At 70.0% G+C, this 13,543-nt stretch carries 12 protein-coding genes; 1 reads left to right on the top strand and 11 read right to left on the bottom strand.

All coding sequences use genetic code 11. The annotated features are described in order from the left end of the window. Positions 1-4: 4 nt before the first annotated feature. The 3 genes from FZN60_RS08830 to FZN60_RS08820 form a co-directional block, all read right to left on the bottom strand. Positions 5-1,090: an HlyD family secretion protein gene (locus FZN60_RS08830; protein WP_158873112.1), complete on the bottom strand. Its 1,086-nt coding sequence runs from the start codon at positions 1,088-1,090 to the stop codon at positions 5-7. 21 nt (positions 1,091-1,111) lie between these two features. Next, on the bottom strand, positions 1,112-2,899 hold the full coding sequence (locus tag FZN60_RS08825; protein WP_158873111.1) for an MFS transporter: 1,788 nt from the start codon (positions 2,897-2,899) through the stop codon (positions 1,112-1,114). A 132-nt stretch (positions 2,900-3,031) separates the two neighbouring features. Next, positions 3,032-3,457 (bottom strand): organic hydroperoxide resistance protein, encoded by a 426-nt coding sequence (locus tag FZN60_RS08820; RefSeq protein ID WP_158873110.1) that lies wholly within the window; start codon positions 3,455-3,457, stop codon positions 3,032-3,034. A 160-nt stretch (positions 3,458-3,617) separates the two neighbouring features. On the opposite strand from FZN60_RS08820, the gene FZN60_RS08815 reads away from it, so the two are divergent. Next, on the top strand, positions 3,618-4,085 hold the full coding sequence (locus FZN60_RS08815) for a MarR family winged helix-turn-helix transcriptional regulator (RefSeq protein WP_158873109.1): 468 nt from the start codon (positions 3,618-3,620) through the stop codon (positions 4,083-4,085). Positions 4,086-4,093: 8 nt separating this feature from the next. Here the strand turns inward: FZN60_RS08815 and FZN60_RS08810 are convergent, their stop codons facing one another. The 8 genes from FZN60_RS08810 to FZN60_RS08775 form a co-directional block, all read right to left on the bottom strand. Then, positions 4,094-6,043: a putative bifunctional diguanylate cyclase/phosphodiesterase gene (locus tag FZN60_RS08810; protein WP_158873108.1), complete on the bottom strand. Its 1,950-nt coding sequence runs from the start codon at positions 6,041-6,043 to the stop codon at positions 4,094-4,096. Positions 6,044-6,138: 95 nt separating this feature from the next. Next, entirely contained in the window at positions 6,139-6,915 is a 777-nt protein-coding gene (locus FZN60_RS08805) for an SDR family oxidoreductase (protein ID WP_158873107.1), read from the bottom strand. Positions 6,916-6,922: 7 nt separating this feature from the next. Then, a complete protein-coding gene (locus FZN60_RS08800) occupies positions 6,923-8,200 on the bottom strand; it encodes an L-fuconate dehydratase (RefSeq protein WP_158873106.1) in 1,278 nt (425 codons plus the stop codon). A 34-nt stretch (positions 8,201-8,234) separates the two neighbouring features. Continuing rightward, the gene (locus FZN60_RS08795) at positions 8,235-9,092 is read right to left on the bottom strand and encodes a fumarylacetoacetate hydrolase family protein (RefSeq protein ID WP_158873105.1); all 858 of its coding nucleotides are present in this window, start codon (positions 9,090-9,092) and stop codon (positions 8,235-8,237) included. Between the two features lie 78 nt (positions 9,093-9,170). Beyond that, on the bottom strand, positions 9,171-10,127 hold the full coding sequence (locus tag FZN60_RS08790; protein ID WP_158873104.1) for an ABC transporter substrate-binding protein: 957 nt from the start codon (positions 10,125-10,127) through the stop codon (positions 9,171-9,173). Positions 10,128-10,180: 53 nt separating this feature from the next. Next, positions 10,181-11,197 (bottom strand): ABC transporter permease, encoded by a 1,017-nt coding sequence (locus FZN60_RS08785; RefSeq protein ID WP_158873103.1) that lies wholly within the window; start codon positions 11,195-11,197, stop codon positions 10,181-10,183. After that, positions 11,194-12,738, bottom strand: a complete 1,545-nt coding sequence (locus FZN60_RS08780; RefSeq protein WP_158873102.1) for a sugar ABC transporter ATP-binding protein — start codon at positions 12,736-12,738, stop codon at positions 11,194-11,196. Before FZN60_RS08780 ends, FZN60_RS08785 begins: the two co-directional genes overlap by 4 nt. Positions 12,739-12,752: 14 nt before the next feature. Continuing rightward, entirely contained in the window at positions 12,753-13,502 is a 750-nt protein-coding gene (locus FZN60_RS08775; protein WP_158873101.1) for an SDR family oxidoreductase, read from the bottom strand. Between the last annotated feature and the right edge of the window lie 41 nt (positions 13,503-13,543).

Genomic DNA, 13,543 nt, shown 5'->3' with positions numbered 1-13,543 from the left:
CCCGTCAGCGCGCAGGGTCGACCGGCACCGCAGGCTGGGGCGTGGCCTGCGCCGCGACGTCGACGCTCACCACCACCGAAAGACCGGGGCTCAGGCGGGCGACCGCCTCCTGGTCGGGCTCGAACTCGATGCGGATCGGCACGCGCTGCGGGATCTTCACGAAGTTGCCCGTGGCGTTGTCGGTGCGGATTACGCTGAACTCCGAGCCGGTCGCCGGCGAGAAGGAGCGGATCGTCCCTTCCAACGCGGCGCGGCCGAGCGCGTCGACGCGGACCGTGGCGGGCTGGCCCACCGCCATGCCGGCGACCTGCGTTTCCTTGTAGTTGGCGATCACCCACACTTCCGGCGGCACCAGCGAGACGAGCTGCGTGCCGGCCGCGACGTATTGCCCCTTTCGGATGCGTACCTCGCCGAGACGGCCGTCCTGGGGGGCGGTGATGCGGGTGTTGGCGAGGTCGATCTCGGCGAGGCGCAGGGCGGCCTCCGCCCCCTGCACCGCGGCTTCGAGGTTGGCGCGGCTGCGCTCCACCGTTTCCACCCGCTGGCGCGCCGCCGCGATCGAGGCCTCGGCCTGCGCGACGCTCGCCTCGGCCTGCGCCACGGCGACGTCGGCCTCGGTGCGCTGGGCCTCGCTGGCGAAGTTCTCGCTCACGAGCGGGGCGACGCGGGCGCGCGCGGTCTGCGCGCCCTGGAGGCCGGCCTGCGCGTTGCGAAGCTGCGCCTCGGCCACCTGGACCTCGGCCTGCGCGCTCGCGCGCTGCGCGTCGAAGCCGGCGAGCGAGCCTTGCGCGTCGGCGAGGTTCGCCGCCTGCTGGGCGAGCCGCTGGCGATAGATCCGGTCGTCGAGGTCGAGAAGCGGGTCGCCCGCCTTCACCGCCTGGAAGTCCTTGACGTGAACGGCGGCGACGGGCGCGGCGAGCTGCGAGCCGATCACCGTCACCGCGCCCCGGACATAGGCGTCGTCGGTGGTCTGGACGCTCGACGCGAAGGGCGGGAGATTCCAGGCATGGAGCACGAGAAGCACGCCCGCGACGCCGACGGCGAGGGCCGCGAGGGTGGTGGACGAGCGAAGAAAGGCCGGAGCGGCCATGGCGTCTCCTGAAAGGCTGCGTCAGGCGGGACGGGATCGGGGCGAGGGGGCTGCGGCGGGCGGCGAGCTTTCGGGCGCCGGCGCCGGATCGCCGCGCGCCCGAACGGCCGCCAGAAGCGAGTTGACGAGAAGAAAGGCGAGAGCGAGGAGCGCCACCCAGCCCACCAGCGCGAAGGTGTCGCGATAGGCCGCGACCTGCGCTTCGAGGCCGAGGCTCTGGCTGAGGCTGGCGAAGCCCTGCGCCTGGGCGAGCGCGGGATCGGGCAGCACCGGCGCGTAGCCCGCGCCGAGCTGGGCGATGCGGCCCGCCACGAGCGGCTCGGTGCCGGGCATCGCCGCGCCCATGTGCTGGAGCTGGGCCTGCGTGCGCACCGTCACGAAGCTCTGGAGGGCGGCGGCGGACACGAGGCCGCCCACCGACTGCGTCGCGGCGAAGACGATCAGGAAGCTCATCAGGTTGGGAACCCCGTGGATGATCGCCCGCCGCATGCCGGCCATCAGCGCTGAGGGCAGGAACAGCCCGCCCGCGAACCCGATGAGCGCTTGGCTCGTCATGAACTGCTCCGGCCGCCAGAGGCTCGTCGCCTGGGCGTCGGCGAAGGCGCCGAAGGCGATGAGGGCGAGCGCCGCCATGTGGATCGCCGGCTCGCGGCCGGGCTTCAGGATCAGCGCGTTGGTGGCGAAGCCCGCGGCCGTCGACAGGAGGATGACGCGGAAGAGCGCTTGCTCCCCCTCGTTGGTGAAGCCGAAGAGGCGCAGGAACTGGACGATGCCGAAGGTCTGCTCCGACAGCAGGAAGCGGAACACGAGCAGCGCGCCGGCCAGGCTCAGGATGTCGTAGGTCGAGATCCAGCGAAGGTTGATCGTCGGCCGCGCCCGGTTCAGCTCCACCGCGACCACCACCGTCAGGCAGAGGATGCCGAGCGCCAGGCAGACCCCGATCCAGGGCACCGAAGTCCACCAGAGGATCGGCCCGAAGGTCATCGCCACCACCACCAGTCCGAAGCCCAGCGCGAGGAGGGGCAGCGTGACGATGTCCATCCGGTCGAACAGCACCATGCGCGGCGGCGGGGTCAGCGGCAGGAGGTAGAGGAGCGGCAGGCAGAGGCAGGCGAGGCCGATCTCGAAGAGGTACAGCCCATGCCAGTCGCCCGCGGCCTGGAGAAGGTCGGGCGAGATGATGCGGGCGATCGGCGCCGCGAACTGCGTGCCGGCAAGGCCAATGCACAGACCCAGCGTGAAGCGCCGCGCCTGCGGCAGCGGCTCGAAGGCGTAGAGGATGGCGATCGAGGTGAGCGGCGCGGCGACGAGGCCGAGCACCGCCCGCGCCGCGATGGCCGAGGGGATGTCGTTGACGAGGAGGTGGGCGGCCTGGACCACGATGAACAGGACGAGCCCGAGCTCGGCGAAGATGCGCAGGCCGAACTGGAAGCGGATCTTGAAGAGCACGAGCGAAGCCGTGGCGCTCGTCGCGTAGTAGGCGGCTGTCACCGCCGAGGCTTCCACCGTGGTCACGCCGAAATAGCCCTGGAGGGCCGGCAGGTTCGCGGTGACGAGGTTGATGCCGAGGCCCTGCGTGATCCCGAAGACGAGCGAGGCGCACCAGTAGAGCAGTGCCCGGCCACGCGGCATGGTCAGGCCTGTCGCGTCATCGGCCGGGGGAGGAGGCGGGTCGGCCGGTTCGCGTGAAGGATCCGTCGCGCTCGGCTCCGCCGCCGCGGTCGCCGCGTCCCGGCGCGGGGCGACCGCGGCGGCCGGTCGCCCCGGCGCGTCGATGGGCGGCGCGCCTGTCTCGCTCGGATCGGACATGGGGTCTTCGGTTCACCTCGGGACGCTTGTCCCGGCGATGTAAGGCGCGCCGGCAGATGCGCAGGGCTTGCGCGTCGAAAATTCTCGCGGGGGCGGACGGGCCGGCTCGTCCGCCCCCGGCGCGTGCGCGGCTCAGGCGAGGGTGGAGGTGACCTCGATGTTGCCGCGCGTCGCGTTGGAATAGGGGCAGACCTGGTGGGTCTTCTCGATCAGCGTCTCGGCCGTGGCGGGATCGACGCCTGGCAGGTCGACGACGAGGTCCACGGCAAGCCCGAAGCCGCCCGCCGCGCGCGGCCCGATGCCCACCGTCGCGGTCACGGTGGCGTCGGTCGGCAGCTTGGTCTTGTCCTGCGCGGCGACGAACTTCATCGCGCCGAGGAAGCAGGCGGCATAGCCCGTGGCGAAGAGCTGCTCGGGATTGACGCCGTCGCCGCCGGCGCCGCCGAGTTCCTTGGGGGTGGTCAGCTTGACGTCGACGGCGCCGTCGGTGGTGGCGGAGCGGCCGTCGCGGCCACCGGTGGCACGCGCCGTGGCGCGGTAAAGGACGTTGACGGACATGGGGGCTTCCTTCGCGTTCAGCCGGCCGGGCCGGCAATTCATATCGATCGCGATTGTATCGCGTGCGATTTGATAGAGCGTGAGATCCTAATTGGTCAACCGCTTGCATTCGATCGCGCGCGATTTATTTTGTGCCCGTCACGCTTTCGGGAGTCTCGCAATGGCCGACCAACCCTCCGATCCGGATGACGGCACGGCGCTCGACGCGCTCCTGTGCTTCGCCGTCTACGAGGCCGGCCACGCCTTCAACCGGATCTACAAGCCGCATCTCGACGCGATCGGGCTGACCTATCCGCAATACCTGGTGATGACGCTGCTCTGGCAGCGCGACGACCGCACGGTGGGCGAGCTCGGCGCGGCCCTGTCGCTCGAATCCAGCACGTTGACGCCGCTCCTGAAGCGCCTCGAGGCCGCCGGCCACCTTGAGCGTCGCCGCGACGCCGCCGACGAGCGGCAGGTCCGCATTCGCTTGACGGAGACGGGACGGAGCCTCGCGCAGGCCGGTCAGGCGATTCCCCGCTGCATCGCGCAGCAGGCCGGCCTTCGCGCCGACGAGGCGGAGCGCCTTCGCGCCGCGGTCGCGGCCCTTGCGTCGAGGCTGCGGGGAGCGGATCCCGCGGAAAGCTGACGCGCCGGTCAGGCCGCGCCTGTTGTTCGCCTGTCCTTGTCCGCGCTTGCCGGAAGGCTGGCGAGGAACTGCGCCGGCGGCATCGGCATGGCGAAGTGATAGCCCTGGAAGGTGTCGAAGCCGAGGTCGCGCAGGGCCGCGAGCTGGCTCGCATCCTCGACGCCTTCGGCCACGCAGGCCAGCTTCATCGACCGGCTGAGCGCCAGGATCGCCGCGAGCAGCGTGCGGCCCGCCTCGTCGGCGACGCCGGTCACGAAGCTGCGGTCGATCTTGATCGCGTCGATCGGGAGCCGGTGCAGGTAGTTCAGGCTGGAATGGCCGGTGCCGAAATCGTCGAGCGCGAAGCTGACGCCGGGCGCGCGCAGGAGCCGGATCGACGCTTCTGCGATCGCGAAATCGCGCATGACGGCGGTTTCTGTCAGTTCGAAGATGATGCGCGAGGGCGCGACGCTCGACCGGCGGATCGCGGACAGGAGGCCGAGCACGGTCTTGGGATTGGTGAGGTCGTGGGCCGACAGGTTGAACGAGAGCCGGATCGTGTCCGGCAGAGTTTCGAGGGCGGCGAGAGACTTGCCGAACAGCGTGGTGGTGAGGCGGTGGATCATTCCGGTCCGCTCGGCGACCGGGATGAAGACGTCGGGCCGCACGCGCCCGAGCGTCGGGCTCGTCCAGCGCGCCAGCGCCTCGACGGAGATCACGGTCGGGGCATCGGCCGCCGCCTGGACGATCGGCTGGAGGTGGACCTCCATCTCGGCCGCGAGGTCGGCCGTTTGGAGCGCCGCCTCGACCGCGTGGCCGGAGCGAAGGCGCAGCTCGTGCTCGGCGGAATACAGCGCCGCGGCGCCCCGGCGCGACGCCTTGAGGCTGTAGAGCGCGTAGTCGGCGCGATCGAACAGGAGGTGGGCGGTGCATCCCTCCCCGGTCGGGGTCGCGAGGCCGCAGGTGGCGCCGATCGTCACCGTGACCTCGCCGAGGTCGAACGGCTCGGACAGCGCCGAGCAGACCCGCTGGGCGATGGCCAGCGCCTGCGAGCCCGTGCCGGTGACGATGAGGCCGAACTCGTCCCCGCCGAGCCGCGCGACGAGGGCGTCCGGACCGGCCGCCGCCCGCAGGCGCCCGGCGACGGCCTCGAGGAGCCGGTCGCCGACGAGGTGGCCGAACGTGTCGTTGACCGGCTTGAAGCGGTCGAGGTCGACGACGCCGACCGCGAAGGCGCGGTTCTGTTCCGCGGCGCTGTCGATGTGCGAGTCGAGCTCGGCGAAGAAGAGGCGTCGGTTTGGCAGGCCCGTCAGCGCGTCGGTGTGGGCGAGGCGCGCGTTCTCCCGCCCGAGCCGCTCGGTTTCCGCCTGCGAGCGCACGAGCGCGGCGAGCCCCGCGAAGGCGTTCAGGAGGACGCGCAGCATCACCGCCGTCACGAGGAAGATGTTCAGCGCGATGGCGATGAAGACCGGGTCCGAGCTGCCGACGTAGTAGGCGAGGTAGGGCGGCGAGATGATCGCGACGACGAGAACGGCGGCCTGCGGCAGGTAGCTGAGGCAGAACACGCAGCCGACGGCGGTGATCGAGATGAAGATGGCGAGATGGGCATGCTCGGCCCGCGCGCCGTAAAGCCCGAGCGACAGCGCCCACGCGATGTAGGCGCCGGCCAGGATCGCCGCGATCACGCTCGTGCGGCGCAGCAAGGCGACGGCGCGCGCTGGCGAGGGGGCCTCGCCCTTGTGCCGGATCCAGAACACGAACCGCAGCGTCGACAGGACGACGAGGATCGCCGGCACGATCGTCGTGAGCCAGGCCGGCGCCATGTCGGCATGGGTATAGGCGACCGCGACCGCGTTGACGGACAGGAGCGCGTAGAGCAGCGGCACCTGCCGGCTGAGGCCCATGAACTGGGCGACCGCCAGCTCGGGCTGGACGTCCTTGATCGCCATCCAGTTCCGGAACGCCGTCGTCCTTCGCATCGCCTGTCCCCGGCTCGGTTCGGCGCCGAGACTACGGGCGAGAAATGAAGGTCACGTTGCGGCATCGGGCGCGCGATGCGACCATGCGTTGGTGTTTAGTCCAGCGCCCGGTCGAGATGGGTGTAGCCGCCGTCGACGAAGAGCCACTGCCCGGTGGTGTGACTGGCCCGCGGCGACAGTAGGAAGACGGTCGTGTCGGCGATCTCCTCGGCGGTGGTCATGCGTCCTCCGAGCGGAATGCGCCGGGTGATCTCGGCGAGCTTGGCGTCCGGATCCTCGAAGGTCGCGATCCAGCGCTCGTAGAGCGGCGGCATCACTTCGGCGGGAATCACGGCGTTGACGCGCACGCCGTCGCGGCGCAGCGAGGCAGCCCATTCGCGGGTCAGCGAGAGCTGCGCGCCCTTGGCGGCAGTGTAGCCCGAAGTGTCGCCCTGGCCGGTCAGCGCGGTCTTGGAGGAGATGTTGACGATGGCGCCCTTCGCCGCCTTGAGGGCGGCGAGGCAGTGATGGGCCATGACAAAGGTGTGGACGAGGTTCTTCTCCAGCGAGGCGCGGAACGCCGCTGGGTCCGCTTCGAGCGACACGCCGTCGTTGACGCCGGCATTGTTGACGAGGCCGTAGATCCGCCCGAAGGCGTCGAGCGTGTCGGCCACCGCCGCCGCGCAGGCCGCGTCGTCGGTCAGCTCGGCCTGGACGAAGCGCGCCATCGGGGCGGCCGCGGAGAGCCTGTCCGCGAAAGCCGGGTCGAGCGGCGAGCGGGCGACCACGACGGGGATCGCGCCCTCCGCCGCGAGGCGCTGCGTGATCGCCCCGCCGATGCCGGCCCCGCCGCCCGTGACGATGACGACCTTGTCCGTCAGTTCGAGATCCATCGTGTCCTCAGGCCTGGAAGCGGTAGTCGCGCAGCGTGTCCGGCTTCATCTCGATCGAGTAGCCGGGCGCGGTCGGCGGCATGTAGGCCGCGCCGCGGATGATGCAGGGATCCTTGAAGTGCTCGTGGAGGTGGTCGACATATTCGATCACCCGGCCCTCGCGGGTGCCCGAGATCGCGACGTAGTCGATCATCGACAGGTGCTGGACGTATTCGCACAGGCCCACGCCCCCCGCATGCGGGCAGACGAGGAGCTTGTACTTCGCCGCCATCAGGAGGACGGCCAGGACCTCGTTGACGCCGCCGATCCGGCAGGCGTCGATCTGCACGACGTCGAGCGCGCCTCGCATGACGAACTGCTTGAACATCACCCGGTTCTGGCACATCTCGCCGGTCGCGACCTGCACCGGGGCAACGGCCTCGCGGATCTTTCGATGGCCCTCGACGTCGTCGGGGCTCGTCGGCTCCTCGATGAACCACGGCTTGGCGAAGGCGAGCTTCTTCACCCAGTCGATCGCCTGGTCCACCTCCCAGACTTGGTTGGCGTCGATCATCAGGTTGACGTCCGGCCCCACCGCCTCGCGGGCGATGGTGAGACGCCGGATGTCGTCGGCGAGGTCGCGCCCGACCTTCATCTTCACGTGCCGGAAGCCGGCATCGACGGCCTCTTTCGCCAGCCGCCGCAGCTTCTCGTCGGAATAGCCGAGCCAGCCCGCCGAGGTCGTGTAGCAGGGGTAGCCTTCACGGCGCAGCGTCTCGATGCGCTCGGCCTTGCCCGGCTCGATGGCGCGCAGCATCTCGACCGCCTCGGCCGGCGTGATGCAGTCGGTGATGTAGCGGAAGTCGACGCAGGCGACGAGCTCGTCCGGGCTCATCTCGGCGACGAGCTGCCAGACCGGCTTCCCCTCGATCTTGGCCCACAGGTCCCAGACCGCGTTGACCACCGCGCCGGTCGCGAGATGGATCGCGCCCTTGTCGGGCCCGATCCAGCGCAGCTGGCTGTCGGAGGTCACCTTGCGCCAGAAGCCGCCCATGTCTGCGGCGACCGCGGCCATGTCGAGACCCACCACGAGGTGGCGCATCGCTTCGATCGCGGCGCAACAGACCTCGTTGCCCCGCCCGATCGTGAAGGTCAGGCCGTGCCCTTCAAGCCCCGGCGTCGAGGTCTCGAGGATCACGTAGGCCGCGGAATAGTCCGGGTCCGGGTTCATCGCGTCCGAGCCGTCGAGCGCCTGGGACGTGGGAAAGCGCAGGTCGAGGACCTGCATGCCGGTGATCGTCGTCATGGGCCGGGGCTCGTCGCTTGTGGGGTGGCGCGGATCAGGCGGAAACGGTGCGCTGGCGCTGCTCGCCGAGGCCCTCGATGCCAAGCCGCATCTCCTGCCCGGCGGTGAGGTACACCGGCGGATTCTGGCCGAGGCCGACGCCGGGCGGCGTTCCCGTCGAGATCACGTCGCCGGGCTGGAGGCTCATGAACTGCGAGAGGTAGGAGACGATCTGGCGGACGGTGAAGATCATCGTCTGCGTCGAGCCGTCCTGGTAGCGCTTGCCGTCGACGTCGAGCCAGAGGCGCAGGTTCTGCGGGTCCGGCACCTCGTCGGCCGTCACCAGCCAGGGGCCCGTCGGCCCGAAGGTGTCGCAGCCCTTGCCCTTGTCCCACTGCCCGCCGCCGCGCTCGATCTGGTACTCGCGCTCAGACACGTCGTTGATCACGCAATAGCCGGCGACGTGGTCCATCGCTCGGTCCTCCGGGATGTAGCGCCCGCCGCGGCCGATCACCACGCCGAGCTCGACCTCCCAGTCGGTCTTCACCGAGCCGCGCGGGATCTCGACGTCGTCGTCGGGCCCGACGATCGCGCTCGTCCACTTGTTGAACACCACCGGCTCCTTCGGGATCGGCAGGCCGCTCTCGGCGGCGTGGTCGGCGTAGTTGAGGCCGATGCAGACGAACTTGCCGATCCGGCCGACGCAGGCGCCGAGCCGCAGGTCCTGCTGCGGCACGCCCTCGACGAGCGGCAGGCTGTCCGGGTCGATCGCGGCGAGGCGCTTCAGCCCCTCGGGCGTCAGCGCCTCGCCGGCGATGTCCTCGACGTGGGAGGACAGGTCGCGCACGCGCCCCGAAGCGTCGAGGAGGCCGGGCTTCTCGGCGCCCTTCGGGCCGAAGCGGAGGAGTTTCATGGGAACTCTCGGATGGCTGGTCGTCGAAAGGAAAGGGGCGGCCGGCGCACGAGCCCGGCCGCCCCCGAACAAGGTGTCTCAGTCGTAGAGGACGGCCGCGATCTCGGGGCTGTCCATGTTGGACTTGTCGTACCAGAAGAAGCCGGTGTCGATCGTCTTCGGCACGCTCTCGCCCTTGGCGGCCTGGACGGCGGCCTTGACGGTCTCGTAGCCGATGCCGACCGGGTTCTGGGTGATGGCGCCGGCCATCACGCCGTCCTTGATGGCCTGCTTCTGCTGGGCGCCCGAATCGTAGCCGATGATCACGATCTGCCGGCCGAGCTCGCGCGCGCCGTTGACCACCCCGATCGCCGAGCCCTCGTTGGCGCCGAAGATGCCCTTGAGGTCGGGATTGGCCTGGAGGATCGACTTGGTGATCTCGGTCGACTGGAGCTGGTCGCCGCCGCCGTACTGGGTCGAGACGATCTCGATCTCCGGGTACTTCTCGGTGATGCGGTTGGTGAAGCCGTCGCGGCGGTCGACGCCGGTGCGGCTCGTCTGGTCGTGGACGACGAGGGCGATCTGGCCCTTGCCGCCGATGAGCTCGGCCATCTTGTCGGCGGCGAGCGCGGCGGCCGCGACGTTGTCGGTGGCGGCCGTGGTCACCGGGATGTCGCTGTCGACGCCCGAGTCGAAGGCGATGACGGGGATGTTCGCGTCCTTGGCCTGCTGCAGGAGCGGGATCGCCGCCTGGCTGTCGAGCGCGGCGAAGCCGATCGCGGTTGGCTGCTTGGCGAGCGCGGCGGCCAGCATGTCGATCTGCCGGTCGACCTGGGACTCCGTGTCCGGACCCTCGAAGGTGATCTCGACGCCGAACTCGGCCGCGGCCTTGTCGGCGCCCGACTTCACCGCCTGCCAGAACTGGTGCTGGAAGCCCTTGGAGATGACGGGGATGTACATCTTTTGCCCGCTCTCCTGCGCGAGGGCGATGCCCCCGGTGGCGGCGAGCAGCGTGCCGGCGGCGAGCGCGGCGAGAACGTTGCGTCTGGTGATCATGCGTCTTCCTCCCGTTTCACCCCTTGCGGGGAGCCTGTTTTTCCTCGCCCGCGTCACACCTTCCGGCGGCGCAGCATGTCCGTGTAGACGGCGAGGATGATGATCGAGCCGGTCACCACCGTCTGCCATTCCTGCGCGACCGACAGGATGCGCAGACCGTTGGTGAGAACCGAGATGATGAGTGCGCCGATCAGCGTGCCGACGATCGTGCCCCGTCCCCCCGAGAGCGACGTGCCGCCGATCACGACGGCCGCGATGGCGTCGAGTTCGTAGCCCTGGCCGAGCGCCGGCTGGGCGGAGTTGAGGCGCGAGGAGATGAGGAGGCCCGCGACGCCGCAGATGCCGCCGGCGAGCGTGTAGACCGCGATCTTCCAGCGATCGACGTTGACCCCCGACAGCCGCACCGCCTCCTCGTTCGACCCCAGGGCGAAGGTGAAGCGACCGAGAATGGTCTTCCTGAGGATGATATGCGCGACGAGCGCGACCAAAAACAGGATCAGGACGCCGTTCGGCAGCGGCACGGAGGGGATCAGCGTTCCGACGAGCGACCCCTGCGCGATGTCGGTATAGCCGGGCGTCGCGTTGAAATAGATCGGCCGCGTGCCGGAGATGACGAGCGAGAGCCCCTTCAGGATCAGCATCATGCCGAGCGTCGCGATGAAGGGCGGCACTTTCAGCTTGGCGATGATGGTGCCCGAGCAGACGCCCGAGGCCGCACCCGCCGCGAGCGCGGCGAGGATGCCGACGGGCAGCGGCATGCCCCAATTGGTGAGGACGACGCCGGCGATCACGGCGCAGAAGGTCATCAGCGTGCCGACCGACAGATCGATGCCGCCGGTGATGATGACGAGCGTCGCCGCCACGGCCAGGACGCCGTTCACCGAGGTCGCCTGCAGGATCGCCAGGATGTTCGAGGTCTGCAGGAAGTTCGGCGAAGCCAGCGAGAAGCCGACCACGAGGACGATGAGGCTCGCGAAGGCGAGGAGCCGCTGCTGCGCCCCCGAGAAGCGCGCCTTGGCCGCGGCTCCCGGAGCCGCCGTGCCTGCCGGTGTTCCCGTGGTCGAGCTCATCGCCGTCCTCCCATGGCCGCGCTCGGGCGCGTGTCTCCGCTCGTCTCGCCCCGCTGGGTCGCGAGGCGCATGATCTCGTCCTGCGAGGCGCCGGCGGGCAGGACGCCGGTGAGCCGCCCCTCGCACATGACCGCGATGCGGTGGCTGAGCCGCAGCACCTCCGGCAGCTCGGACGAGATCACGATGATCGCGCGCCCTTCCGCCGCCAGCGCGTTCAGGAGCTTGTAGATCTCGGCCTTGGCGCCGACGTCGATGCCGCGCGTCGGCTCGTCGAAGATCAGGACCTCGCAGTCGCGCAGCAGCCACTTGGCGATCACGACCTTCTGCTGGTTGCCGCCCGACAGGAGCCGCGCTTCCTGCCGATCGGAGGGCGTCTTGATCGCGAGCTGGGCGATGTAGCGCTTGGCCGTTTCCGACATCGCGCCTTCGCGCAGGAAGCCGCCCGGCGTCGTGAAGCGCGACAGCGAGGCCATGGCGACGTTGTCGCGAACGTCCATGCCGGTGGCGAGACCGAAATGCTTGCGGTCCTCGGACAGGTAGCCGATGCCGGCGCGCACCGCGTCCTGCGGCCGGCGGATCGCGATTTCCTTGCCGCGCACCAGGATCGCGCCCGAATCCAGGGGGTCGGCCCCGAAGATCGCGCGGGCGACCTCGGTGCGGCCCGCGCCCATCAGCCCGGCGAAGCCGAGGATCTCGCCCGGCCGCACCGCGAAGGACACGTCGCGGATCGCGGCGCCGCGGTTCAGCGCGCGCACCTCCAGGAGCGGCTCGCGGCCGTTCTCCTCCGGCGCCGGCGGGCGCTCGTCGGAGAGCGCGCGCCCGACCATCATGGCGATGATGCGCTCCACCGGCGTCTCGGCCATCGGCACGGTCGCGACGTACTCGCCGTCGCGCATCACCGTGACCCGGTCCGCGATGCGCTTCAGCTCGTCCATCTTGTGCGAGATGTAGACGATGCCGACGCCTTCCGCCTTGAGGCGCGCGATGATGGCGAAGAGGTCGGCGATCTCCGCGTCGTTCAGCGCCGCCGTCGGCTCGTCCATCACGAGGACGCGCGAGCGGAAGGACAGGGCCTTGGCGATCTCCACCATCTGCTGCTTGGCGATCGAGAGCGTGCCGACCGGCGTTCGCGGGTCGAGCTTCAGGTGCATGGTCTCGAAGATGGCCGCGGCGTCGGCGTTCAGCTTGGCGTCGTCGGTGAAGAAGGAGAGGCGCTTTCGCGGCTCGCGGCCGATGAAGATGTTCTCGGCCGCCGACAGGTCCGGCATCAGGTTGAGTTCCTGATGGATGATCGCGATGCCGAGGTCCTGCGCCGCGCGGGGGGAGGGCACCTGGACGGGCTTGTTGTCGAGCCGGATCTCGCCCGCGTCCGGCTGGTAGATGCCGGACAGGATCTTCATCAGCGTGGATTTGCCCGCGCCGTTCTCGCCCATCAGGGCGTGGACCTCGCCGGCGCGAAGATCGAAGCGGGCCTGGTGCAGCGCCCGCACGCCGGGAAAGGACTTGTCGATCCCGTCCATCTGGAGGAGCGGAGCGGACATTTCCGTCGTCCCGCTCAGATCGTCACGCCGCCGTCGACGAGGACGGCCTGGCCCGTGACGAAGCGCGATTCGGAGGACAGGAGAAAGACCACCATGGGCGCGATGTCGTCGACGGTGGCGAGGCGCCCCATCGGCTGACGGGCGACGAAGTCCTTTTCCGCCTGCACGGGATCGGCGGCGGACGCGATGCGCCCGCGCAGCGAGGGCGTGTCGACCGTGCCGGGGCAGAGCGCGTTGCAGCGAAGGCCGCGGCGCACGTAGTCGGCCGCGACGCCCTTGGTGAAGCCGATCACCGCCGCCTTGGTCGTGCCGTAGAGCAGGCGGTTCGGGAAGCCCTTCACCGAAGAGGCCATGGAGGCCATGTTGAGGATCGAGGCGTCGCCGTTCGCGTCGGCGCGGTCGAGGAGGCCCGGCAGCAGCGCCTTGGTCACGCGGAACATCGAGCGGACGTTCAGGTCGAAGGAGAAGTCCCAGTCGGCGTCCTCGACCTCCAGGATCGTGCCGTTGTGGACGAAGCCGACGCAGTTGAAGATGCCGTCGAAGGGCTCCTGGGAATGGGCGAAGGCCGCGATCGCCGCCGCGTCCATGACGTCGAGCCGCCGCGTCTCGATGGCCGCGTTCTCGGCCGCGAGGCTTTCGAGCGCCGCCTCGTTGACGTCGGTCGCGACGACCTTTGCGCCTTCCGCGGCGCAGGCGAGCGCGCTGGCGCGACCGATGCCCTGGCCGGCGGCGGACACGAAGACGCGCTTGTTGTGAAGCCGCATGATCCCGGTGCCCTCCCAAGCCGATCTCGTCGCGTCATCTA

Source organism: Antarcticirhabdus aurantiaca, assembly GCF_009765365.1.
GTDB lineage: Bacteria > Pseudomonadota > Alphaproteobacteria > Rhizobiales > Rhizobiaceae > Antarcticirhabdus > Antarcticirhabdus aurantiaca.
This window is presented reverse-complemented; position numbering and strand designations above follow the sequence as displayed.

What these genes read in the sequence shown, in the direction of transcription:
- FZN60_RS08830 (WP_158873112.1), bottom strand. Translation starts at nt 1,090, where the DNA reads ATGGCCGCTCCGGCCTTTCTTCGCTCGTCCACCACCCTCGCGGCCCTC.
- FZN60_RS08825 (WP_158873111.1), bottom strand. Translation starts at nt 2,899, where the DNA reads ATGTCCGATCCGAGCGAGACAGGCGCGCCGCCCATCGACGCGCCGGGG.
- FZN60_RS08820 (WP_158873110.1), bottom strand. Translation starts at nt 3,457, where the DNA reads ATGTCCGTCAACGTCCTTTACCGCGCCACGGCGCGTGCCACCGGTGGC.
- FZN60_RS08815 (WP_158873109.1), top strand. Translation starts at nt 3,618, where the DNA reads ATGGCCGACCAACCCTCCGATCCGGATGACGGCACGGCGCTCGACGCG.
- FZN60_RS08810 (WP_158873108.1), bottom strand. Translation starts at nt 6,043, where the DNA reads ATGCGAAGGACGACGGCGTTCCGGAACTGGATGGCGATCAAGGACGTC.
- FZN60_RS08805 (WP_158873107.1), bottom strand. Translation starts at nt 6,915, where the DNA reads ATGGATCTCGAACTGACGGACAAGGTCGTCATCGTCACGGGCGGCGGG.
- FZN60_RS08800 (WP_158873106.1), bottom strand. Translation starts at nt 8,200, where the DNA reads ATGACGACGATCACCGGCATGCAGGTCCTCGACCTGCGCTTTCCCACG.
- FZN60_RS08795 (WP_158873105.1), bottom strand. Translation starts at nt 9,092, where the DNA reads ATGAAACTCCTCCGCTTCGGCCCGAAGGGCGCCGAGAAGCCCGGCCTC.
- FZN60_RS08790 (WP_158873104.1), bottom strand. Translation starts at nt 10,127, where the DNA reads ATGATCACCAGACGCAACGTTCTCGCCGCGCTCGCCGCCGGCACGCTG.
- FZN60_RS08785 (WP_158873103.1), bottom strand. Translation starts at nt 11,197, where the DNA reads ATGAGCTCGACCACGGGAACACCGGCAGGCACGGCGGCTCCGGGAGCC.
- FZN60_RS08780 (WP_158873102.1), bottom strand. Translation starts at nt 12,738, where the DNA reads ATGTCCGCTCCGCTCCTCCAGATGGACGGGATCGACAAGTCCTTTCCC.
- FZN60_RS08775 (WP_158873101.1), bottom strand. Translation starts at nt 13,502, where the DNA reads ATGCGGCTTCACAACAAGCGCGTCTTCGTGTCCGCCGCCGGCCAGGGC.